Below are 23,229 nucleotides of genomic sequence, written 5' to 3' on the forward strand. Positions count from 1 at the left end.
AGGCTCAGGCTTTTTCTGCCGCCATTCTTACGGCGTCACGGACTGCCGCGCAGACGGCTTCTTGCACCAGTGCGCCCAGCAGCATCGGGTCAGCAGGCGGGCGGGTGCAGGCGCTCAGCACAAAGGCCGCGTCGCCGTCCCAATAGGTGTGGCTGGGGTGAATCACGCGGGCGAGGGCCGTCTGCGCCGCGTCGGCCAGTCTGCGGGCATCGTTTTTGGTCAGGGTGTGTGCGGTGGCAACGGCAATCAGGGTGGTGTTGGTCACGTCGGCAGGGGCAAAGGCCGATGCGCCCACGCCTGTGCCGGGGCCAGCCAAGATGCCGCCCCTTTCGTCCAGCACGTCTCCAATCGGGTTGACGACGGCCAGCGCCGCCACTTGCACCCCGTAGCGTTCCAGCATCACGCTGCCGAGGCCGCCCGCCGCTGCCTGCTCTGGCCCCCGGTATTTACCCGCCGTCGCGCCTGTACCCGCGCCCACACGCCCACGCACGACAGGATCGGTGGACGCCGCCCGCGCCGCTTGTTCGCCTTCGCGGTCGCCGGGTCGTGCCCGCGCATCGCCTACGCCGAGGTCGTAAATCACGGCGGCAGGCACGATGGGAACCCGCGCCCAAGGCGTTTCGTGGCCCACGCCACGCTCCTCTAGCACCCGCACCACGCCCGCCGCCGCCGCCAACCCAAAGGCACTCCCACCCGTCAGCAGCAGCGCGTGGATGCGCTCCACCTTCTTTTCGGGGGCCAGCAGCACCCCTTCCCGCGTGCCCGGACTGGGGCCCAGAAACGACGCCGAAGCCACCGCACCTCCATCGGGGCACAGGATGACGGTGCAACCCGTGCGGCCCACCGGGTCTGTCCAGTGGCCCACCCGGAAGCCGGGAATGGCAGTGAGGGTCTGGTTGGGCGGCAGGGTCATGGGGGAAGTGTAGGTCGGAAAAGTGCAGGCTGGGAAGATGTAAGGCGGGGACGCTGTGGGGACGAAGGGCGTCTAAGGGTCTAGGGTCTAAGGAAGGGCAAGTGCTGCGCTCACTCACCCCCTCTGCTTCGCAGCTCTGCGAGTCCCCAGACCTCCCCCCTCAAGGGTGAGGGAGCAAAAACCCCGATATCGCCGCCCAACATCGTCGCCGCCCAATTCCGTGTGAGGCCGTCGTCCGCGTTAGCGGACGGGCCAATTCCATCTGGGAATGAACTGGCAATTCCGGTTCAGAAGAGGGAGCCAACCGACTAAAAACGCGACAAGATTGATCCTGCCTAGTGCAACGTAAGCTCCCCTGACCCCTGTGGGGGCGGGGGCTGGGGGAGTCCACCGTAGGACAAGCCCAAAAAACCACCTCAATCCAAAAGCTTTAAGCCAAAGCTCCGCCGACCAACCAAAAACGAAAAAACCCCACACGGGGCCTTTTCAACAAAGTTCGAACTTCAGCTCAGGGCGTTTTCAGGGCGTACCCGATCCCGCGCACCGTGCGAATGATGCCGTAGCCGTCCAAATCTCGCAGCTTGGCGCGCATGTTCGCCATATGCACGTCTACGACGTTGGAATTGCTGGGCAGTTCGCCGTTCCAGACTTCGCGCTCGATTTCTTGGCGGGAATAGACGCGCCCCGGCTGCCGCGCCAAAAAGGTCAGCAGATCAAACTCTTTGGGCGAGAGGCGGACTTCGTGGCCGTTGTAGTGGCACAGACGCTTTTGTGGGTGGATTTCCAGCGCCCCGATCTGAATCACTTCGCCGTGTTGCTGGTGGCGCAACTGCACTTTCACGCGGGCCACGAGTTCTTCGGGGTGAAACGGCTTGGTCATGTAGTCGTCCGCGCCCGCTTCCAGCAGGTTCACTTTGCGGTCTACAGCGTCCATAGCGGTCAGAATAATGATCGGAACCGAACTGGTTTTCCGGAGGCGGCGGGCGATTTCTGCGCCGTCGAAGTCGGGCAGACCGAGGTCTAGAATGACCAGATCGGGGGCATTCTCACGGGCGCTAGTGAGGCCGGTCACGCCGTCTGGGGCGGTCAGGACACGGTAACCCGCCTGTTCCAGTTCGTACTGAACGACGCGGGTAATGTCGGGGTTGTCTTCGATAAGCAAAATGCGTTGATCCATGAGGTTCGCGTGTCTCCCCGGTGTGGTACGTGACTAGATTGGAGCCGGTGTTCCGAATAAAGTTCATTCCGGCTGGCTAACGTTCTCGCCATCGTAGGGGCGCAGATAGACCCATCGGGGCAGGACGCGGTTTATAGACTCTTAACAGCGTGCGAGTTCAGTTCCCCTGCTCGCCGGGAACCACGATGCTGTCTACCTGCACGGCGTAGCGCAGCAGCAGGGTTTTGAGGCGCTGCATGGCTGTGATCGCCAGTTCCCGGTCTGCGGGCAAAAACGCCAACGTCAGGCGGGCGCTGCTGTGAGGGCGGGGTTCTTCGGCCTGTACTTGCAGCGGGCGGCGAAAGGCCGGGTCATGCATCAGGTCGCGCAAAATCCGGGTAAAGGTCAGTTCGTCCACGCCCGCCAGCGCGAAGGCAATGCCCAGCCGCTGCTGCTCCGGGCGCTCGCCGGGTGTGCCAGAGCCGGGTGTATCAGAGGAGGAGGAAGTCATGCTGCACAGCCTAAGCCGGAAGGCTCCCCGCCGTATGGGAAGCGGTTTTATGCTTTGGTTCTAACCGGACAACCGCGCGTAGGCCAGATTCGGACAGGTGCCGAACTCTGCCGATCTCTGCCCAAACACACTCTGCTGTTCTTCGGTCAACAGGGCCTGAGCCATTGATCATTTGGCCTGCGAGGGCGGCAGAGCGGGCTGCACCACCTGCCCCAGCGGTGCAGCGAACAAGGCCGGAACCTGCTCAGCCGCGACAGGGCGAGCATAAAAATAGCCCTGTGCGTGGTCGCAGCCCAGCCGTTTCAGCACCTCGGCCTGCCAGCCTTGCTCCACGCCCTCGGCCACCACCTTCAAATTGAGGTGGTGCGCCAGCGTTACGATCGTTTCGATGATGCGCTCGGCTTCGGGGCCGCTGCGGAGACCCATCACAAACGAGCGGTCAACTTTTACGGCGTGAATGGGCAGGCGGTGCAGGTAGCTGAGGCTGCTGTAGCCCGTGCCGAAATCATCGACCCAGACGCTTACGCCGTGATTGCTGAGTTCCATCAGGTGGGTGTGGGCCGCCGAACCAGGTGTGCCGTCCATCAGCAGCGATTCGGTGACTTCAAGGGTGAGGGCGGCAGGCGGCAGGCCGTTATCCTGGAGGGCGGCCTTGACCTGCACCACGAAATCGGGCGTCAGCAGTTGCACCGCGCTCACGTTGATGGCCACATGGGTTTGAATGCCCTGACTGCGCCACACCGCCAGTTGGGTGGTGGCTTCGCGCAGCACCCAGTCGCCCAGCAGGCCGATCAGTCCGGCGTCTTCGGCTATAGGAATAAAGATGCTGGGGGGCACTGGCCCGCGCACGGGGTGAGTCCAGCGCAGCAGGGCTTCCAGACCCTCGATTCGTCCAGTGTTCAGGCTGATCAGGGGCTGATAGGCCAGCGTCAGGTCGCCGGTACGCAGGGTGTCGCGCAGGTCGTTTTCGATTTGCACCCGGTCAAGCAGCGCGTCTTCGAGGTCGGGGGTAAAAAAGGCCACCCGCCCCGGCCCCCGCGCTTTGGCATGAACCATCGCCAGATCCGCCAACCGCAGCAGTTCTTCGGGGTCGTGGCCGTCGCGCGGGGCCAGCGCCACCCCAATGCTGGCGGTGGGCTGGAAGGCGTGCCCGAACACTTCAAAAGGCGTTTCCAAGGTGGTCACGAGGCGCTGGGCGATCTGCGCGACTTCGGCTTCGGTGCCCGCACGCGGCAACACGATCACAAATTCGTCTCCGCCCAACCGCGCCGCCTGATCGTTGGGGCCGCACGCCCGCCCGATTCTGGCCGCCACTTGCCGCAGCAGTTCGTCTCCGGCGGCATGGCCCAGCGTGTCGTTCAGGCGCTTGAATCGGTCTAAGTCCAGATACAGCACCGCAACGGGCGTGCCGCGTTCCAGCGCGTCGGGCACGGTGCGGGCCAAGGTTCTGAGCAGACCCCGGCGGTTGGGCAGTCCAGTCAATTCGTCGTTGTAGGCATGAAAAGACAGTTGCCCACGCAGGCGCTCCTGCTCGGCGGCTACGCCCAACAGTTCGGCCATCCACGCGGCTTCGCTGGCAATATCGTCGGGCAGCACGCCCGGATAGGTCAGGCGCAGTTGCCCGTAGCGGTCTCCGGCGCGGCCCCGCACCGACACGGCCCAGATGGTGGGATCCATGTAGTTCATGCCGGCCAGCGTGGGCGGCCCAAAACTCTGCAACTCGGCCAGCGCCCCCGGCGATCTGCGCTCCAGTGCGGCCTGAATCACGCGCAGCACGTCGTCTACGTTCCCGTTTTCGGCAATCAGCCGCAGCGCCTCCCCCTGCGCCCGCATGATGTCGTGGTCGCCTGTCACGCGGTCTAGCGTCAGATTCAGGGCGCGGGCCACCAGATGCAGCTCGTCTTCCCCCTGTCCCAGATGCAGCCGGGCCGCCGTGTCCGGTTCGGTCTCTATGCGCTGCACGAAGCGCCGCAGGCGGGCCAGCCGGGCAAACACCAGCGAATCCAGCAGGCGCAGCGCGAGGACGATACAGGCCAAAACCAGCACCAGCACCGTGAGGCTGGCAGTACGCACGGCCCTGACCCCCTGATCGTGCAGCGTGCGCGGCTGCGCCACCCAGACCTCTAGGGCGCGGCCTCCCGGCCCGGTTGCGAAGGTACGGACACTCTCAACGTTGGAGTTGGCCGGGGCGGCGCTGCTCAGATCAGCAGTGTTCAGGTCAGCTCTGCTCAGGTCGTCAGGCACACTTACTGCCGCCTGTCCGGGCAACAGCTTGGCCGGTTCCGAGGCGGCACTGACCCGTGTGACGAAGGGTGCAGGAGACAGCTCCCCAGCGTCAATGGCCCGCATCAGCAGCAGTTCTGTGTCGCCCAGCCGCTTGGCACGGGCCAGCAGCCACACCCGGTTGCCCCGAACGGCAAAGCGTTGGCGCGGGGCCAGCGTGCCGGGTTGCCAGTCGGCGGGCGGCACGTCAGAGGCGATCATGGCGGTGGTCACGCGCCCACTGCTTAAGAGCGCAATGGCCTGCACGTCTCCGGTGCTCAGCAGGTCTGCGCCTACCACCAGCGGATCGGTCAACTTGGCCCAGGAGCGCGTGCGGGTGTTCAGTTGGCTTTGCTGGCCTTGCAGCCAGGCCGCCACGGTTTCAGCCTGCTGGCGGGTCGCGCGGCGTTCCTCGTTGTCTAGCGGCCACACGATCAACATGGTCAGCAGCCCGATCCCGCCCAGCACCGCCGCGAAGCCTAAGCCCAACAGCGCCCACAGTACCCGCGTCCGCAGGGGCCTAGAGGAAGAGCCGCCCGTCAAGAGAGCAGTTAGCGGCATAGCAGCACGTGTCGCCTCTCAGCGGCGGGTGGGGGGCAGGTGGGCGTCCACATCGGGTTCAGGCGGCGGAGCGAGGGTGCAGCAGGGAGAGTGGGTGGCCGGTGCAGGATTTGTATCGAAGGTGTGGGAAGTGCAGTGTTGTGCCGTGCAGCACCCCTGCCAAAGACCACAAGAAATGCAGCGTCAGCACGGGCAAGTCGTGGCACACACGGGCGCTCAGGGCGAAGTCGGGGGCAGGCGTTACCGCTGTCGGCCCGCCGCCTTGCCCGCTCTCACCTGTTGCGACTTGTCGGCACGCTTCCAAAAGGGCTGCTCCTTGGCCTGCTCTGAAGAGGTGTGCTGTGGGTACGCAGTTGCTCTCAGGAACTTGCCGCCTCAGGAGTCTGAACTGATCAGCAGGTCTGGACACAGCCAGTCCCATCATATCTGACACCCTTATCACATCTCACGCCGCAGTCAACCCCGCCGCCCCTTACATCTGCCTTACAGCCGAGCTAGGTTGGGCCGTGAACAGCGCGTTCCCAGTGACCCACCCCAGCCGTGTGCTGCGAACGGGTACGCGGCCAGGAACAACTCCATGAGACGTCAGCTGACACAATGGAAGGTCGGTCACCGCCCCTTGCCCGGACTCCGGGGGTATGCTGGGGGGCGTTATGACACTGTCGCAGACCATCATGTCGGGCGGGAACGCAGCCTTTATAGAAGGGCTGTACGAGGCGTATTTGGCCGACCCGCAGAGTGTGGACGCCGAGTGGCGCGTTTACTTTGACCAGTTGCGGGGCGGGGCCACCGAGACCGCCCATTCGCCCGTGCAGCGTGCTTTTTATGAACTCGGCACCCAACGCCGGGGCGGGGCCGTCGTTCCTGTGCCGCAGGGCGTCAGCGGCGCGGCGCAGGCAGCGGGCGCACTGATCACCGCTTTCCGCGTGTACGGCCACATCAGCGCCCACACCAATCCCCTGAAGATGCGCGGCCTGCCCGTAGTGCCGGAACTGACCCCGGAATACTACGGCCTGAGTGCTGCCGACCTGAACGAAACCGTGCGCGACGGCGCGTTCGATGCGCCCCTCAAGCAGGTCATCACCCAACTGCACGAAACGTATTGCGGGGCCATCGGCTTCGAATTCAACTACTTGCCCTCCAACGAGCGGGCCTGGTTTCAGGAGCGGGTGGAGGCCGGACGTGGGCGCGGCAATTACAGCGCCGAGGAACGCCGCCGCCTGATGGTCAAGCTGAACGCCGCCGAAGGGCTGGAGTTGTACCTCAAAAACCGCTACCCCGGCGTGAAGCGCTTCGGGCTGGAAGGCGGCGAAAGCTTTATTCCCCTCGTCGACCGGATTATTCAGCAGGCGGGCAGGCACGGCGTGAAGGAAACCGTGTTGGGCATGGCCCACCGGGGCCGCCTGAATATGCTGGTCAACATTTTTGGCAAGAAACCCAGCGCCCTGTTCGACGAATTCGACGGCAAGAAGAAGATCAGCGACAACCCCGACGTGGCGGGCGACGTGAAGTACCACATGGGCTATTCCAGCGATGTGCGCACTCCCGGCGGCCCGATGCACCTCGCGCTGGCCTTCAACCCGTCGCACCTGGAGATCGTGTCGCCCGTGGTGCACGGCAGCGTGCGTGCCCGTCAGGATCGGCGCGGCGATGCCGAGCGCAAGACCGTTCTGCCCATCACCATTCACGGCGACGCTGCCGTCAGCGGGCAAGGCGTGGTCATGGAAACGCTGAACCTGTCGCGTCTGCGCGGCTTCAGCACTGGCGGCGCAGTCCGCATCGTCATCAACAACCAAGTCGGCTTTACCATCTCCGACCCGCGCGACACCCGCTCCAGCCGCTACTGCACCGACGTAGCCAAGATTGCCAACGCGCCCGTGCTGCACGTGAACGGCGACGATCCCGAAGCGGTGGCTTACTGCGGTGATCTGGCGCTGGAATACCGTCAAACCTTCGGCAAAGACGTGTTCATCGACCTGATCTGCTTCCGGCGCAACGGGCACAACGAGGGCGACGAGCCGCGCATGACCCAGCCGATCATGTACCGCGAAATTGATACACACCCCGGCACCCGCGCTCTGTACGCCAAAAAGTTGGAAGAAGCGGGCGTGCTGAGCGCGGGCGAAGGCGACGCGTTGGTCAACCACTTCCGTGATTTGCTGGACGCAGGCAACGAAGTGGTAGAAGAAATGGAGAACTTGGAGCAGAGCAAGTTGGCCGTGGACTGGAGCGAGTACCTGCACACCAACTGGAAAGACGAGGTGTCTACCGCCGTCCCGCAGGCCAAGCTGACCGAGTTGGGGCTGGCGCTCAACGAAGTGCCCGAAGGCTTCGTGGTTCACCGCACCGTGCAGCGTGTCCTGAACAGCCGCAAGGCCATGAGCCGGGGCGAGCAACCGCTGGACTGGGGCATGGGCGAAATGCTGGCCTACGCCACCCTGCTGGACGAGGGCTACGGCGTTCGGCTGGTGGGTCAGGATTCGGGGCGCGGCACGTTTGTTCACCGCCACGCCGTGCTGCACGACCAGCAGGCCACCGATCCCATGCACGGCGACTATCTGGGGCTGGCCCACATCGGGCCGCATCAGGGCCGCGTGGAAGTCATCGATTCCACCCTCTCCGAAGAAGCGGTGATGGCCTTCGAGTACGGCTACAGCACCTCTGAACCCAAAGCGCTGGTGGCATGGGAAGGCCAGTTCGGGGACTTTGCCAACGGCGCTCAGGCCGTCATCGACCAGTTCCTCAGCGCGGGCGAGAGCAAGTGGCAGCGCCTGAGTGGGCTGACCTTGCTGCTGCCGCACGGCTACGAGGGCGCAGGCCCGGAACACAGCAGCGCCCGCTTGGAGCGCTATTTGCAGTTGTGCGCCCAGAAGAACATGCAGGTGGTGGTGCCCAGCAGCGCCGCCCAGATGTTCCATTTGCTGCGCCGTCAGGTCTTGCGCCCGTACCGCAAACCCCTGATCGTGATGACGCCCAAGAGCCTTTTGCGGAACAAGCAGGCCATGAATCCCCTTGAGGACTTTACGGGTGGCCGGTTCCATGAGGTCATCGGCGACGACACCGTGCAGAAGGCCCGCCGCGTGATCGTCAGCAGCGGCAAACTGCACTGGGAACTCGTGGAGGCCCGAAACGCCGACGTCGAAGGTTACGCGGGCACGGCCCTGATTCGCCTAGAGCAGTTGTACCCCTTCCCCGCCGCCGCTCTGAGTGCCGAGCTGGCCAAGCACCCCGGCGCACAAGTCGTGTGGGCGCAGGAAGAACCCGAAAATCAGGGCGCGTGGCTGATGATCTGGGAAGACCTGGAGGCCAACCTCGCCCCCGGCCAAGTGCTGCTGCACGCCAGCCGCGCCCGCAGCGCCAGCACCGCCGCCGGATATGCCAGCGTACACGCGCTGGAGCAGGCCGCCGTGATCGCCGCCGCTTTGGGCGAAAAAGTGAGCCGCGAAGTGGTGCAGGAGCAAAAAGAACTGGCGCAGGAAGCCAAAGCGCAGGGCTGAGGCCCAATACACCGAAACCAAAAAGGGCGCTTCGGCGTCCTTTTTTGTTGGTGTGTGGTGGCTTTTGCTCAAGCAGGCATAGAAAATGGACGGAAGACATAGCCGGTCTTCCGTCCCAAGGATGCCCCCCAATTGCACACACCCACACGTTTAAGCTCTGCGTTCATCTTGAAATTGCTGCGTCCTGCCACTGGACTACCAGCCCATTTGGCGGGCCGGAATGGATTTGAACCACTGCTTCAGCATCGTTTGACCCAGAGCATTTGATTGGGCGTTGAGCGGCGAATACTCAGTCTGGAGCGAGAATCTGAGTTTGTGTCTTGGGGCAGGGCTGCCTCTCCCATTGGGCTACCTCGCCGTATTCCGGAAGATGCGTTCCGAGAAAACTGTGGTGGCGAGGGCAGGAATCGAACCTGCACTGGAACCTTGACCCCATTCAATCTGAAGCTGAGCCTCAGTGTGGTACTCCGCTCCACAGATTAGGCGTGTGGGGCGGGCAGGGCAATGGGCCGGGTGGCTTAGGCAACTTAGGCGGGGAATGGGAAGAGGGCGGGGCCGGAAGTAAACGCGACCTCCGGCCCTGCCTTGTTGGGTTTAACCTAATCTGGAGCGTTTGCCTCAGCTTTCCAGCAGGTACGCAAACACCTGCTCGCCCACTTTGCGGTCTGTCACTTCCACGCCGTTGGCTTCCTCGCGGGCAAATTTCACGGCCTGCTGCAACTTCTGCACGCGGGTCAGCAGGTCGTTCACTCGCACGGCGGGCAATGCGCCCGAAAACTTCAGGGTGCGCCAGTAACCCACCGTCACATCCTCGTAATACACCTCCACCTGCGCGGGGTGCTTGTCGGTGGCCTCGGCCTTGACGTGGTTGCGCGGAATCTTTTTGGTGCGTACCGTCTGCACGGGGTCGGTAGCATATGTGTCGGTGCTGGGGTCGAATGTCCAGCTCTCGCTGGCGTCCAGCACGGGCAGTTTGCGAATAAAGGTGTGCAGGTCGGTCAGTTGCTTTTCCAGAAACAGCAGGTAGGTCACGGGCACCTGCCGCAGCAACACGCGCTCGCCCACCACCACGTCGGCTTTGGCTTCGTTGTTGGCCCAGTCTTTGGTGGCGGTCACGTCAAACAGGTTGCCCATAATCTGCGCTGTCTGCCGGATAATTTCCTCGGCCTTGGCCTGCACACGGGTCGATTCGGGCGGCAGCGTCTCGCCTTCCTCATCTTTGGGGCGGTAGGTGCGCGAGATACCCGATAGCAGCGCAGGCTTTTGCAGCGCGTGGTGGGCCTCGGTCAATTCCTGAAAGGCGCGGCTCTTGACGCTCTTTTCGACGGCAATAATCTGGTTCAATTTGGGCATGATGATGACTCCTTATGGGCTTTTCCTGACCGCCTCAAGGGTGACCGGGGCAGCAAGGTCAATCTAGGCCGCCGCCCCAGCCGCCGCACAGCGCAAAGTGGCCTAAGCCAGTGGCGCAGATGTCCAAACAGTCAGAATGACGCTATTTCTGCCCTCAGCCGACGCTTTTGCCCTTGCGTGCATTGTGTGCCTAGCCGTTCCCGCCCCCGTGACGCCCCGTGAGGGGTATAAAGGGTGAGATTATGGCAGACATCAAGGTTCCTGTTTTTAGTGAGTCAGTCAGTGAAGGCACGCTGCTGACGTGGCACAAGAAACCCGGCGACGCCCTCAAGCGCGGCGAGGTCATCGCGGAGATCGAAACCGACAAGGTGGTGCTGGAAGTCACCGCCCAGCAAGACGGCGTGCTGCAAAGCGTGCTGAAAAATGAGGGCGATACCGTTCTCAGCGAGGAAGTGCTGGGCACGGTAGGAGAGGCAGGCAGCGCACCAGCGGCAGCCCCGGCCCCCGCCGCAGATCAGGCGGCTGGCCCGGTGGCGAATGAGGCCAGTGCAGGCGGTACGGCCACCCAACCTGACGGCCAGAGCAGTACGCCCCAAAGCAGCCTGCCTGATCGCCGCGAAGACCTCTCGCCCGCCGTGCGGAAGGTCGTTGTAGAAAACAACCTCAACCCCGCCCAGATTCCCGCCACTGGCCCCAAGGGGAACATCACCAAGGCGGACGCTGTGGGCGCGATTGGCAGTGTAACTGCGGCTCCGGCTGCGGCCAGCGCTCCTGCAACTGCGCCTACGCCCGCCCCCGCCGCTACCATTCCCAGCGGCCCCCGCACCGAACAGCGCGTGCCCATGACCCGCATCCGCCAGCGCATTTCCGAGCGCCTGAAGGAAGTGCAGAACACGGCAGCGATTCTGACCACCTTCAACGAAGTGAACATGCAGCCCGCGATGGACTTGCGGAAAAAGTATCAGGATCAGTTTGTCGCCAAGCACGGCACCAAACTGGGCTTTATGAGCCTGTTCGTGCGGGCCGCCACCGAAGCCCTGAAAGCCTTCCCGGTGGTCAATGCCAGCGTGGACGGCAAAGACATCATCTACCACGGCTTTTACGATATCGGTATCGCGGTGGCCTCCGAGCGCGGTCTGGTTGTGCCAATCTTGCGCGACACAGACACCATGAGCCTCGCCGGAATCGAAAAGGAAATCGCGGGCTTTGCCCAGAAGGCCAAGAACGGCAAGCTGACGATGGACGACATGAGCGGCGGCACGTTCAGTATCACCAACGGCGGCACCTTCGGCTCCATGATGAGTACGCCCATCATCAACTCGCCCCAGAGCGCCATTCTGGGCATGCACAACATCATCGAGCGGCCTATCGCCCAAAACGGTCAAGTGGTCATCGCGCCTATGATGTACCTCGCGCTCAGCTATGACCACCGCATCATCGACGGCAAGGAAGCCGTGCAGTTTTTGGTCATGATCAAGAACCTCTTGGAAGATCCGGCCCGGATGTTGCTGGAACTCTAAAAGTAGGATAGAAGTGAAGGCGCTCCGGCTTCGGCTGGGGCGTTTTTTGGTGTGCTGGACGGCAGATGATCAAGGGCATCCCTAGACTGATTCCCGCCTGATGGGTGTGCCCCTGCCGATCATGGGTTGATCATGAGGCCCGGTGTGTAATGCTTGCACTGAACCGCGCATCCACAACCTTGCCAGTGCTTTTATTGAAGAGTCACAGTGTCAAGGGTCACGGTGTCAGATGGAGGGGTTATATGAAAGGCAACAAGAACCGTCCGGTTTCTTCGTCTCTTACCCGCACGCTGGCCGCCCTGACTGTGGCGCTCACCTGCACTGCTCTGGCCCAGAACAACACCATCAACCTTAATTCCATTCAACTCACGCCGCAACTCAACACGGTGCAGCTCAACCGCTTGCAGCTTCAGCCCATCACCATTCAGAACCAGCAACTCTTCAAGCTGCAACTTGATCCGGCCCTGTTCCAGAAGGCGCTTCAGGCTCCGAATGCCCTGCCCGTGAATCTGGACGAACTGCCCGCCCGTCTGCAGGCCCGCGACGCCAACATTCGCAGCAGCCTCGCGCTCACCAACCAGTTGGCAAATGTGGCCGACTTGCGCTCCGATATTGCCCGCATGACCCTGAAATTGCCCGCCGGATTGACCGTGCCCGCCATCGTGAACCTGCGCGGCGGCCAGCAACAGGAAGTGCTGCTGTATGGCCGCGATACGGTGGCCCGCAGTGTGGCCGACGCCGAAGCCAAAGCCGCCGTGAACCGCTCCGAGATTCTGCGTTCCTTTGGGCTGGACGACCAGACGCTGAGCCAAGCTGCCGCGCCCGGCACTGCCGTTGTGCTCGCCAATCCTGCAACGGCGCGTGTGGCGATCACCAGCGGAGCCGCTACCCGCATCACTGCCGCGACACAGGCCCAGAACACGCAACTTCAGGTGCAACCGAGCAACCGCATCGACTTGTCTTCGGCCCAGATCAAGATCGCCAGCAACATCACCGACTTGCTGAAACTGCAAACTATCGTGCAGCCCAGCCAACCACCCTCTCAGCCGGGCGGCGAACTCGGAGACGGTTTCGTGAAGAACCCCAGCGACGGCGCGTGCCGCTTTACGCCCACCAACGCGCTGTTCGGGCAGATGCGCGGCGGCAACATCGGCAACATCACGACCATCAAAAATCAGGGACGGCGCGGCACCTGCATGGCTTTCGGCTTCGTGAGTGCGCTGGAAAGCCAGATCGCGCGGCGCATCAAGACCCGCTTTAATCTGTCGGAGCAGTACGCCTACTACTGGCTGCGCGGCGACGACGGCGTGCTGGGCGACGGCGCGGGCTGGGGCGACTACGACGACGCCGTGAACCGCCAGCGCATGATTCCCACCGAGGTGCGCTGGAAGTACAACCCCAGCTACAGCCGCCAGACCTTGCCGGGGGGTGAGAAACCCATTACGCAGTTCAAGAATTCCTGCACCAACTACGCCGATCAGGCGTGCAGCGACACCACCGCGCAGGCGCAACTGGTCTGTCAGGGCAGCACCAACAACTGTGCGTGGAAGCCCGAATGGGAGATTCAGGAAAACGCCGCCTTCAATTTCCGGCCCACCAAAGGCAACGAAGTGTGGCACTCCTTGGGCACGCTGTCCTTCAACTCCACCCAGGCCACCCGTGAATACCGCCGCATGCTGATGAAAAAGATGCTGGACAGGGGAGACCAACTCGTGCTCGGCTTCGGCGTAGACGCGGCCTTCGATTCCATCGGCGCGGCGGGCACGCCCAACATGAATCTCGTGGGCCAGAATTACCGGGGCGGCCACGCCGTTCACTTGGTGGGCTACGTGAACACGGGCAGCGTGACCATCAACAATGTCCGTATTGCTGGCATCAACCTCGGCAACATGACGTTCCCCACCGGCGTCTGGATCATCAAAAACTCTTGGGGCTGCGGCTTCGGCGACGGCGGGTATGCCTACCTGCCCGACTCCTTCCTAGACCAAGAAACCAACGGCGTGTACAACCTGCCCAACAACGCGGTGGCCTCGGATATGAACAGCTTCTAGTGACCTCGCCGTAAAGCTTTAGCTCGGCAGCCGGAAACGTGTGGGAGGCGTTTCCGGCTGGCTTATGCCTGCCCGCCCAGTTCCCGCACCACCGTCGCCGCGTGCGTGACGCGCACATGGGCGAGGTTGTTTTCAGGCCTCAGCAGGCCGCCCGCCTCGTGTACCAGCAGTTCTTGACTGCCGAGTTGCACGGTGTAGCTGGCATCCCGGCCCCGGAATTCGCGGGACAAAATCCGCACTTCTACGCCCTCTGCGGCGTCGCAAAAGGCCAGATGTTCGGCCCGCACGCTCAGCAGCACGGGGCCGGAGGCGGATTGCATCAGCGGGAGCAGGCCCAGCGCGGTGCGGGCCGTTTGCCCCGACGCCGTGCCCGACAAGAGGTTGCTGCGGCCCAAGAAGTTGGCGACAAAGGCGGTGCGGGGGGCCGCGTACACCTCCTGCGGCGTGCCAATTTGTTCGATGTGGCCGCCGCGCATCAGCACCAAGCGGTCACTGAAGGCCAGCGCCTCTTCCTGATCGTGCGTGACCAGAATGGCGGTGGTATTGCTCTGGCGCAAGATAGCCCGGACTTCTTGACGGGTAGAGTGGCGCAGTTGCGCGTCCAGATTGGAAAAGGGCTCATCCAGCAGCAGCAGGGCGGGGCGCGGGGCCAGCGCACGGGCCAATGCCACCCGCTGTTGCTGCCCGCCGCTGAGTTGGTGCGGCATCCGCGAGGCGAACACGGTGAGGCCCACCAAAGCCAGCGTCTCCTGAGCGCGGGGCAGGCGTTGGGTGCGTGGCAAGTGGCGCAGCCCAAACAGTACGTTGCCCAACACGCTCAGGTGCGGAAACAGGGCGTAATCCTGAAACACGAGGCCCACGCCCCGGCGCTCGGGCGGCACGAACGGCGCGGTCATCGAGCGGCCCAGAATCTCGATGCTGCCGCTGTCGGGCTGCTCCAGTCCGGCGATCAGGCGCAGGGTGGTGGTTTTGCCGCAGCCGCTCGGCCCCAGCAGCGTCAGCAGTTCTCCGGCCCGCACCTCCAGCGACAGGCCGCCCACCACCGGGGGCAATCCCGGCGCGTAGCGTTTGGTCAGATCGGTGAGGGTGAGGGGGCCGTGCTGCGCGGTGGGCATGGGCCGGACGGGTTCCAGAGTGGCAGTCATAGCGGGGTTCCTTGCGTGGGGTTGGCTTCAGGAGTGGGGGGCGCGTTCAGAGCAGCAGAGCCAGATCGGCGGCGCGGGGTGACCTGCTTCCCTTGCGGCTGTGCCTCTCCTGTTTCGCGGCGCAAAATCAGCAAGGTCAGCAGTGCGCCACTGAGCGCCAACGCCAGCGCGTAGGGAGCGGCGGCGGCGTACTGGGCTTCTTCGGTGTACGTCCAGACATTGCGGGCGAGCGTATCGAACCCGGTGGGCGAGAGCAGCAGGGTCAGCGGCAATTCCTTGAGGACACTCAGGAATACGAACGCCGCGCTGACCCATAGCCCCGGACGAATCAGCGGCAGCGTGACCCGCGTTAGTGCCCGCAGCGGCGACAGCCCCAGCACCCGCGCCGCTTCTTCCAGCCGGGGGGTGGCTTTGGTCAGGCTGGTGCGAATCGGCCCAACCGCCTCGGCCACAAAATGCAGCGTGTAGGCGGCAACCAGGAGCGGAAGAGTTTGGTACAGGCTGGGCGTGACCTGCAACGAAAAGAACACGAGGGCCAGCGCAAAGGCCAGCGGCGGCGTGGCATACCCCAAATACGCGGCCCGCTCGGTCAGGCGTGCCCAGCGGCTGTGCTGCCCATAGCGGCTGCCGATGTAGGCCAGCGGAAAGGCCAGCAGCGTGGTGGTCACGGCGGCCACCGCTGCGGCTCCCAGCGCGGTCTGGGCGGCCACCCATAAGTCCGCCAAAGCTGCGGGATTAAAGTCGCGGGTGAGCCAAAACAGCACCGTGCCCAGCGGCACCACCAACGCCGCGCCCGCCAGTGTCAGCGCAAACGCCCACGCCGGAACAACCGCCCAGCCCAGCCGCACCGTACCGGGCTGCCGCGCCCCCCCCGGCGACACCCGCGACAAGGACACGCCGCGCATCAGGCGAGCTTCCAGCCACAGCACAAAGGCGGTCAGCAGCAGCAGCAGCAGTGCCAGCCACGCCGAATACACCCGGTCATAGGCGGCGGTGTACTGCTGATAGATGGCCGCGCTGAAGGTGGGATAGCGCATCAGGCTGACCACGCTGAAGTCGCCCAGCACGTGCAGCCCGGTCAGGAGTGCCCCCGACAGCCACGCCGGGCGCAGGTGCGGCACGGTCACGGCCCAGAAGGTTTGGAGGGGGGTGCGCCCCAGCAACCGCGCCGCGTCTTCCAGAGCCGGGTCTTGTGCCCGCAGCGCCGCGTGCAGATTCAGAAACAGGTACGGAAAGGTGAATAGCGTCAGTACGCCCAGCGCCCCCCCAAATCCGCTCGGCCCCGGCCAGTTGATCCCAGTCAGGGTCTGAATCGTGCCGCCGAATCCGCTGGCGGCGATCAGGGCATACGCGCCCACATAGCCCGGAATCGCCAGCGGCAACACGCCCAGCAGCATCAGCAAGCGCCGGGGCCGGAAATCGGTGCGGGTGGCGAGGAAGGCCAGCGGCAGGGCAATGGCGGTGGTACAGGCCAAGACCGCCGCTGTGAGGCCCAGCGTATTGCCCGCCAATTCCAGATTGCGCGTGCGGAACACGATTTCCCGCAGTTCCTCTGCCTCTGCCCCAAACGCCCGCAGCACCAGATACCCCAGCGGCAACAGCACGCCCAACACCGTGAATACGGCGGGCAGCAGGAGCAGCAGGGGCGGGCGGCGGGAAGTCACAGGGATTTAAGCTATCAGAGCGGGTTAGTCAGGAATGCGGGCGGGATGTCCCGTTAGGCTGGGGAAGAGGGAGGGCGGCCCTGCCCCCCGAAAGAAGACAAAGCCGCCTGTGGTTCAAGTTGTGGTGAGACGATTGCTGTTGTTGCAGCCTACTTTGCTTACAGCAGTCCGGCGTCGCGCAGCAGCTTTTGCGCCTTCTCGATGTTCTTGGGCAGCACGGTGGGGTCAATCCGGGGGCTGCGCTTCACGATGTCGGCGTAGGGCAGCATGGTGGTGGGCTGCAAAATGTTGCCGATCACGGGGTATTCGAAGTTCACGCTCAGGAAGAAGGTCTGGGCGTCTTTGCCCACCAGCGTTTGTAGCAGGCGCACGGCGGCGCTCTGGTTCTTGCTGGTCTTCAGGATCGCCGCGCCCGTCGCGTTGCCGAGGTTGCCGATATCACCGTTCTTGAAGAAATAGGTTTCGATGGGGTAGCTCAGGCGGTTCACGCGCTGGATGTAGTAGTGATTGGTGAGCGCCACGTCGATTTCTCCGGCCCGCATGGCTTCGAGCATGCCCACGTTGCTGGTCTTGTAGTCCTTCGGTTGCAGCGCCTTCATGCCCTCAAGCCACGTTTTGGTGGTGGCCTCACCGTATTTGGAGATCATGGCCGCCAAAAAGTCCTGAAAGCTGGGGTAGCTGACCGTCCAACCGATGCGGCCCTTCAGGCTGGTCATCTTGGGCAAGTCCAGCACGCTGTCGGGCAAGTCGGCGGGCTTGATTTTGGCGGTGTTGTAGGCCAGCGTGCGGAAGCGGACGGTGGTGGGCACCCACGTGCGTGTCTCGGGCAGGTAGTCGTCCGAGACGTTGCGGGTCAGCGCATTGCCCAGCTTGGAAAACTTGCCGTCGGCGGCCAGTTCGCCCAGCGCGCCCATAGAGTTGCCCCAGAACACGTCGGCGGGGCTGCGTGCGCCCTCCTCCCGAATAGCGGCCACCAGTTGCGCGTCGGTGCCGTAACGCACGTTCACCTTGATGCCCGTCTGCTTTTCAAACTGCTGCACGATGGGATCGACAAAGGTTTTGGCGCGGCCCGAGTAAACGGTCAGGCTGGTTTGAGCCAAGCTGGTTCCAGCAAGCATCAGGGCAGTGGTCGCGATCAGGGCAAGCTTCATGCCTTAATCCTAAGTAAAACAGTCGGATTAATAAGGGATGAATGTCCCGAAGAGCTGGCAGGGGTGAGGAGACAGGGCAGAAGCGTCATGCCGTGCCTCTCTGCCCACGACCACACTCCGCGATCCAACTACCGCTTTTCCAGCGCCAGCCCTACCAGCCGCGTTACCAACTCGCTGTAGCTGATGCCCGCCGCCTCCAGCAGTTTGGGATACATGGACGTGGTGGTGAAGCCGGGCATGGTGTTCACCTCATTCAGCAAGAGTTCGCCCGTTTCCTGCACATAAAAGAAATCCACGCGGGCCAGCCCCGCACAGTCCAGCGCCCGGAAGGCGGTCAGGGCAATGTCGCGCACGCGCTGCGACACGCTGTCCGGCAGCGGAGCGGGAATGTGCATGGTGGCGCGGCCCTCAGTGTATTTGGTGTCGTAGTCGTAAAACTCGGCGTCGAATTGCAGCTCTCCGACTGGGCTGGCGATGGGCGTGTCGTTGCCCAAGATGCCCACTTCCACCTCACGCGGCTTGTAGCTGGTCATGGCTTCCAGAATCACGCGGCGGTCTAGGCCAAACGCCAGATCCAGCGCCGCCGTCAGCTCGCCCGCGCTGTTCACTTTGCTGATGCCCACGCTAGAGCCGAGGTTGGCAGGCTTCACGAACAAGGGAAAGCCGAGATTGGAGGCCCGCACCCGCACCGTGTCAGGTGTGCTGCGCCATTCGTGCCGCAGGGCCAGCGCCCACGCCACCTGCGGCACCCCCGCCGAGGCCAGCACCTGCTTGGTCATCACCTTGTCCATGCTGACCGCAGACCCCAGCACGCCGCTCCCCACGAACGGAATCCCAGCCAAGGTCAGCAGGCCTTGAATGGTGCCGTCTTCGCCCATCGGGCCGTGCAGCAGCGGGAATACGGCGTCGTAGCCCTCGGCACTGGCGGCCCGGTGCAGCACCAGATCGCCGCCATGTGCGCTGACCCCCGATTCGAGGGCGCGGGCCGTGTCGGTGGGCGGTAGCCAGCGCCCCTGCTTGCTGATCACCACAGGCGTCACGTCGAATTGATCGCGGGGCAGCGCGGCCAGCACGCTCTTTGCACTCATCAAACTGACTTCGTGTTCCCCGGATTGGCCGCCTGCCAGCAGCAAAATGCGCTTTTTCACGGGGAGCAGTATGGCACGCCGCAGCCGCGCATGAGTGGCCGAAGTCAGCGGAGTAACTTACACACATCGCTCTCCCCGAACATTAGAAAAATTGCTGTCGGACACGCGAATATTTACCTTTCCTTCAGATGAAACATCCTGCAAGACTTCACACATCCGCCACTTGGCCTACGCTATGATGCCGCACGACTTACCCCCACACCGGTGCTTGGAACAGATAGTTTTGCCGCTCCTACGGGAGTTTTCTGTGCCAACCCACTGCCTTTCAGGAGGCCCAATGAAGAAACTAGCAATCCTTAGCACTCTGCTCGTTGCCAGCACCGCGTTTGCCGCCGCACCCAAAGACACGCTCGTGTACCAGTGGTCTTCGGACATCCCCACCCTTGACCCCGCTGCCACCTACGACACCGGCTCCGGTGCGATCGTCGAAAACCTCTACGAAACCCTCCTGACCTACAAGGGCGCGAGCATTTCGCAGCTTGAAGGCCTGCTGGGTACCAAATGGACGGTCAGCAACGCGGGCAAAACCTATACCTTCGACCTCCGTAAGAACGTGAAGTTCCATAGCGGCAACGCCATGACCTGCACCGACGCCGAGTACTCCTTCGAGCGCATGCTGGTCACCAACGAAGGCAGCAGCGCCAACTACATCATCGCCGAGAGCTTGCTGGGCACGGGCGCGAACGCCAACGACGACAAGACCATCACTTGGGCCCGCATTGACCGCGCCGTGGAGTGCAACAGCGCCGGACAACTGGTGTTTACGCTGCCCAAAACCGACCCCACCTTCTTGGCCCGCTTGGCCTACACCGGATTTGCCGTTGTAGACAGCAAGTACGCCATCGGATTGGGCGAGTGGAGCGGCAAGGAAGCCGACTGGAAAGCCTGGGTCGGCAAAGACCTGACCAACTCCAAACTGGACAAGGCTCCCAGCGGCACAGGCGCGTACAAGTTCGTGCGTGAAGACGCCAACGCCTTCCTCGCTACCGCGTTCGACGGCTACTGGGGCAAAAAGCCCGCCCTCAAGAACGTGATCTTCCAGCGCGTCGATGAAATCGCTGCTCGTCAGCAGGCCTTCCTGCGCGGCGACGCCGACATCATCGAAGGCGGTGGACGCGCCACCGACACCGCCCAGCTGAAAGGCAAGCCCGGCGTGACTTGGGTTGACGACCTGCCTAACGTGGCCGCGACTGCCCTGTTCATGAACCAGAACATCACCGACAAGGGCACTCTGGGCAGCGGCAAGCTGGACGGCAAGGGCATTCCCGCCAACTTCTTCAGCGACGTGAACGTGCGCCGCGCCTTCAGCTACGCCTTCAACTATCAGCAGTACATCACCGACTTCCAGAAGGGCGCGGGCAAGCAGCGCACCACCCTGATGCCCGACACCTTCCCCGGTTACGACGCCAAGGTCAAGAAGTACACCTACAACCGCGCGCAGGCCACTGCCTACTTCAAGAAGGCGTGGGGCGGTCAGGTCTGGAAGAACGGCTTTGTCCTCACCGCGTTCTACCGTGACGGCAGCGCCGCAGCCCAGACCATCGCCGAGATCCTGAAGCGTGAAGTCGAAGCCATCAACCCCAAATTCAAGGTCAACGTGTCTGCCAAGCAGTGGAGCGAAATGGTCGCTTCCGGCAACGAAGGCAAGAACCCGCTGATCAGCATCGGCTGGGCACCCGACTTCGCCGACGCCGACAACTTCATGTACACCTTCTACTCCTCCAACGGCTACTACGCCAAGCGCAGCTCCTGGAAGGACGCTTCCGTGGACAAGTGGCTGGAGCAGACCCGCGCCACCACGAACACCGCCGAGCGCAACCGTCTGTACTCCTTGGTCGCCAACCGCGCCTACGAGCAGGCGTCTCACATCCTGATTCCTGCCGGAGTGAACTACAGCTTCTTCCGCGACACCATCGTGGGTGCGGGCAAGGCCAACTACAACCCCATGATCTCGTTCACGCTGGGAACGTACTGGAAGGAACTGAGCAAGAAGTAAGATTGACATCGCAAGTCCCGCTTAAGCGGGCGGGGTGGCCTCAGTCGGCTGCCCCCCCGCTTCCGCATTTGGAACTGCTCCTGTTTCTGCGCTCAGTTGACGAGCTTTTAGCCCTTTCCGTTACCTTTCCTGCCGAGGCTTCTTATGTTCAATTTCATTGTGCGGAGACTGCTTCAGATTCCCGTGGTTATGCTGGTGCTGTCCATCATGATCGTGGGCCTGACCCAACTCTTGACGCCCGAACAACGGGCTGCACCCTATATCCGCACCGAGCAACAGGCGGCCCGCATAGAGCAGATCATCGAGTCACGTGGTCTGCGCGATTCTTTTCCGGTTCAGTACGGGCGCTGGCTCAGCAGCACCTTGCAGGGCGATCTGGGCTACTCCAGAGCCAGTGGCGACGACGTGATCGACACCATTCGGGAGCGCCTGCCCGCCACCATAGAACTGACCATCCTGACCGCCATTCCCATCATGCTGATCGGCATCTGGCTGGGGACATTGGCGGCCCTGCACAAAGATAAATTTCTGGATCAAGTGATCCGGGTCTTTGTGGTATTCGGGTACAGCCTGCCTACCTTTGTGCTGGGCATCCTGTTGCTGGCGGTATTCTATGCCTATTTCAACGTGCTGCCGGGCGCGGGGCAGGTCAGTGTGCTGAACCAGTTCGCCCTAGGCGACTTGCGGCGCTACACGGGCATGCTGTCCATCGACGCCATGCTTAATGGGCGCTGGGATATTGCGTGGGACGTGATCCGGCATATGATCCTGCCCGCCCTGACCCTGATCACGGTGCTGTCGGCCCAGATCGTGAAGGTCATGCGGAACAATATGCTGGAAGCCCTGACCAGCGACTACGTGCGAACCGCCCGCGCCAAAGGCCTCTCTGACCGCGTAGTGAACGGGAAACACGCCCGCCGCAACGCGCTGCTCAGCATCATCACGCTGGCCGGATTCCTGATTATCGGCCTCTTGGGCGGTTCCCTGATTACCGAAACCATCTTCGCCTATCCCGGCGTGGGTCAGTGGGTGGTGCAAGCGGCGCTGCAAACCGATTTGGCCGCCGTGCTGGGCTTTGCCATGATGTCGGCTGTCGTGGTCGTGGTGGTCAGTACCATCGTCGATATTTTGTACGGCGTCGTCGATCCCCGCGTGAGGTTCGACTGATGATTGGTGCTGTTTACGTTTCACCTGCCCGCTCCATCTGGGAGGCCTCATGACCACCGTTTCCGCTCCTGTCGCCGCCAACAAACGCAGCCAGTTTCAGATGTTCTGGACAAGTCCGGCTATGCGCAAGCTTCGGCGCAACCCGCTGGCGATCACAGGCCTGATCATTACGCTGATCTTTGGTCTGATCGCCCTCTTTGCGCCGCTGCTCGCCAAGCCTACGGGCAACTGCCTGCGCGACCTGAACATGACCAATTCCAATCAGGTCTACACGCCGGGCGGCGCGTTCCGGGCCATCCTGTTCCCGCCCAACAGTTGCTACCGCACCGAGCGCCTGAGCTTCGAACAGGAACCCAAACCGCCGACTGCGGGCGTCCCGTTCGGCACTGTCAACGGCTACAACATCTACTACGGCCTGATCTGGGGCACTCGCACGGCACTCAAAATGGCCTTTATCATCGTGGCGATCACGCTGGCGTTGGGCATCGTCATCGGGGCCATCAGCGGCTATTACGGCGGTTGGGTCGACAACCTGATTCAGCGGTTCATCGACGTGCTGTTCGCGCTGCCGCCCCTGATTCTGACAGTGGTTATCCTGACCATCATGCGTGCCCGTTTTCAGGGCGGTGGTGGAGATTATGACCCCACCGTTCCCATGATCTTCGCGTTCTGCGTGGCAGGCTGGGCCGGATACGCCCGCATTATTCGCGGTGAAGTGCTGCGAACCCGCCAACTGGAATACGTGGACGCGGCGCGTGGCCTGGGTGCCCGTGACCTGCGCCTGATCCTCAAACATATTGTGCCCAACAGCGTGGCCGCCGTTCTCACACTGGCGGTTCTCGATCTGGCGACTGTGCCCCTCGGCGTGGCGGGCCTCTCATTCCTCGGCCTCGGCTTCGAGCGCGGATTCTCGGAATGGGGCCAACTCGTCGATTCCGCCCGTGCTTGGCTCAAGCCCGAATACTGGTACGTGCTGGTCTATCCCGCCGCTTTCATCGTTACCTTCAGCCTCGCCTTCAATCTGTTCGGTGACGGCCTGCGCGACGCCCTCGACCCCAAGAGTCGCTGAGTCGTTCCTCGCCTGAACCCCCCCGCTTGTCATCGCGACGGCGGGGGTTTTTATTGGTACGGTGG

General features: G+C 63.0%; 15 protein-coding genes. 6 read left to right on the forward strand and 9 right to left on the reverse strand.

Annotation, left to right across the window (positions count from 1 at the left end):
* Positions 1-4: 4 nt before the first annotated feature.
* The 4 genes from SU48_RS01375 to SU48_RS01390 all read right to left on the reverse strand — a co-directional run bounded on the left by SU48_RS01375 (position 5) and on the right by SU48_RS01390 (position 5,403).
* Positions 5-913, reverse strand: a complete 909-nt coding sequence (locus SU48_RS01375; RefSeq protein ID WP_064013683.1) for a P1 family peptidase — start codon at positions 911-913, stop codon at positions 5-7.
* A 508-nt stretch (positions 914-1,421) separates the two neighbouring features.
* Positions 1,422-2,090, reverse strand: a complete 669-nt coding sequence (locus tag SU48_RS01380) for a response regulator transcription factor (RefSeq protein ID WP_019009140.1) — start codon at positions 2,088-2,090, stop codon at positions 1,422-1,424.
* A gap of 157 nt (positions 2,091-2,247) precedes the next feature.
* Positions 2,248-2,580, reverse strand: a complete 333-nt coding sequence (locus SU48_RS01385) for a hypothetical protein (RefSeq protein ID WP_082869594.1) — start codon at positions 2,578-2,580, stop codon at positions 2,248-2,250.
* Positions 2,581-2,748: 168 nt separating this feature from the next.
* Positions 2,749-5,403 (reverse strand): putative bifunctional diguanylate cyclase/phosphodiesterase, encoded by a 2,655-nt coding sequence (locus SU48_RS01390; RefSeq protein ID WP_157451035.1) that lies wholly within the window; start codon positions 5,401-5,403, stop codon positions 2,749-2,751.
* A gap of 653 nt (positions 5,404-6,056) precedes the next feature.
* Here SU48_RS01390 and SU48_RS01395 point away from each other — a divergent pair.
* Complete coding sequence (locus SU48_RS01395; RefSeq protein ID WP_064013685.1) at positions 6,057-8,900, forward strand: 2-oxoglutarate dehydrogenase E1 component; 2,844 nt, start codon at positions 6,057-6,059, stop codon at positions 8,898-8,900.
* Positions 8,901-9,518: 618 nt separating this feature from the next.
* Here SU48_RS01395 and SU48_RS01400 read toward each other — a convergent pair.
* Positions 9,519-10,253, reverse strand: a complete 735-nt coding sequence (locus tag SU48_RS01400; protein WP_064013686.1) for a DUF7873 family protein — start codon at positions 10,251-10,253, stop codon at positions 9,519-9,521.
* A 242-nt stretch (positions 10,254-10,495) separates the two neighbouring features.
* On the opposite strand from SU48_RS01400, the gene odhB reads away from it, so the two are divergent.
* Together odhB and SU48_RS01410 are read left to right on the forward strand one after the other, a co-directional pair.
* Complete coding sequence (odhB, locus tag SU48_RS01405) at positions 10,496-11,773, forward strand: 2-oxoglutarate dehydrogenase complex dihydrolipoyllysine-residue succinyltransferase (protein WP_064013687.1); 1,278 nt, start codon at positions 10,496-10,498, stop codon at positions 11,771-11,773.
* Between the two features lie 242 nt (positions 11,774-12,015).
* Positions 12,016-13,824 (forward strand): C1 family peptidase, encoded by a 1,809-nt coding sequence (locus SU48_RS01410; RefSeq protein WP_064013688.1) that lies wholly within the window; start codon positions 12,016-12,018, stop codon positions 13,822-13,824.
* A gap of 62 nt (positions 13,825-13,886) precedes the next feature.
* Here the strand turns inward: SU48_RS01410 and SU48_RS01415 are convergent, their stop codons facing one another.
* The 4 genes from SU48_RS01415 to SU48_RS01430 form a co-directional block, all read right to left on the reverse strand.
* The gene (locus SU48_RS01415) at positions 13,887-14,969 is read right to left on the reverse strand and encodes an ABC transporter ATP-binding protein (protein WP_064013689.1); all 1,083 of its coding nucleotides are present in this window, start codon (positions 14,967-14,969) and stop codon (positions 13,887-13,889) included.
* On the reverse strand, positions 14,966-16,633 hold the full coding sequence (locus SU48_RS01420; RefSeq protein ID WP_064013690.1) for an ABC transporter permease: 1,668 nt from the start codon (positions 16,631-16,633) through the stop codon (positions 14,966-14,968). The genes SU48_RS01415 and SU48_RS01420 overlap by 4 nt, the downstream gene beginning before the upstream one ends.
* 158 nt (positions 16,634-16,791) lie before the next feature.
* Positions 16,792-17,784 carry an extracellular solute-binding protein gene (locus SU48_RS01425; protein ID WP_064013691.1) on the reverse strand — a complete coding sequence of 331 codons (993 nt, stop codon included), beginning with the start codon at positions 17,782-17,784 and terminating at the stop codon, positions 16,792-16,794.
* A 128-nt stretch (positions 17,785-17,912) separates the two neighbouring features.
* Positions 17,913-18,932, reverse strand: coding sequence for a D-alanine--D-alanine ligase family protein (locus SU48_RS01430; protein ID WP_064013692.1), 1,020 nt, complete (start codon positions 18,930-18,932; stop codon positions 17,913-17,915).
* 277 nt (positions 18,933-19,209) lie between these two features.
* On the opposite strand from SU48_RS01430, the gene SU48_RS01435 reads away from it, so the two are divergent.
* The 3 genes from SU48_RS01435 to SU48_RS01445 all read left to right on the forward strand — a co-directional run bounded on the left by SU48_RS01435 (position 19,210) and on the right by SU48_RS01445 (position 23,164).
* Positions 19,210-20,928 carry an ABC transporter substrate-binding protein gene (locus SU48_RS01435; RefSeq protein WP_064013693.1) on the forward strand — a complete coding sequence of 573 codons (1,719 nt, stop codon included), beginning with the start codon at positions 19,210-19,212 and terminating at the stop codon, positions 20,926-20,928.
* Between the two features lie 144 nt (positions 20,929-21,072).
* Positions 21,073-22,095 (forward strand): ABC transporter permease, encoded by a 1,023-nt coding sequence (locus tag SU48_RS01440; RefSeq protein ID WP_064013694.1) that lies wholly within the window; start codon positions 21,073-21,075, stop codon positions 22,093-22,095.
* A 49-nt stretch (positions 22,096-22,144) separates the two neighbouring features.
* A complete protein-coding gene (locus SU48_RS01445) occupies positions 22,145-23,164 on the forward strand; it encodes an ABC transporter permease (protein WP_064013695.1) in 1,020 nt (339 codons plus the stop codon).
* Positions 23,165-23,229: the final 65 nt, after the last annotated feature.

The sequence above is a fragment of the Deinococcus puniceus genome, assembly GCF_001644565.1.
Taxonomy (GTDB): domain Bacteria; phylum Deinococcota; class Deinococci; order Deinococcales; family Deinococcaceae; genus Deinococcus; species Deinococcus puniceus.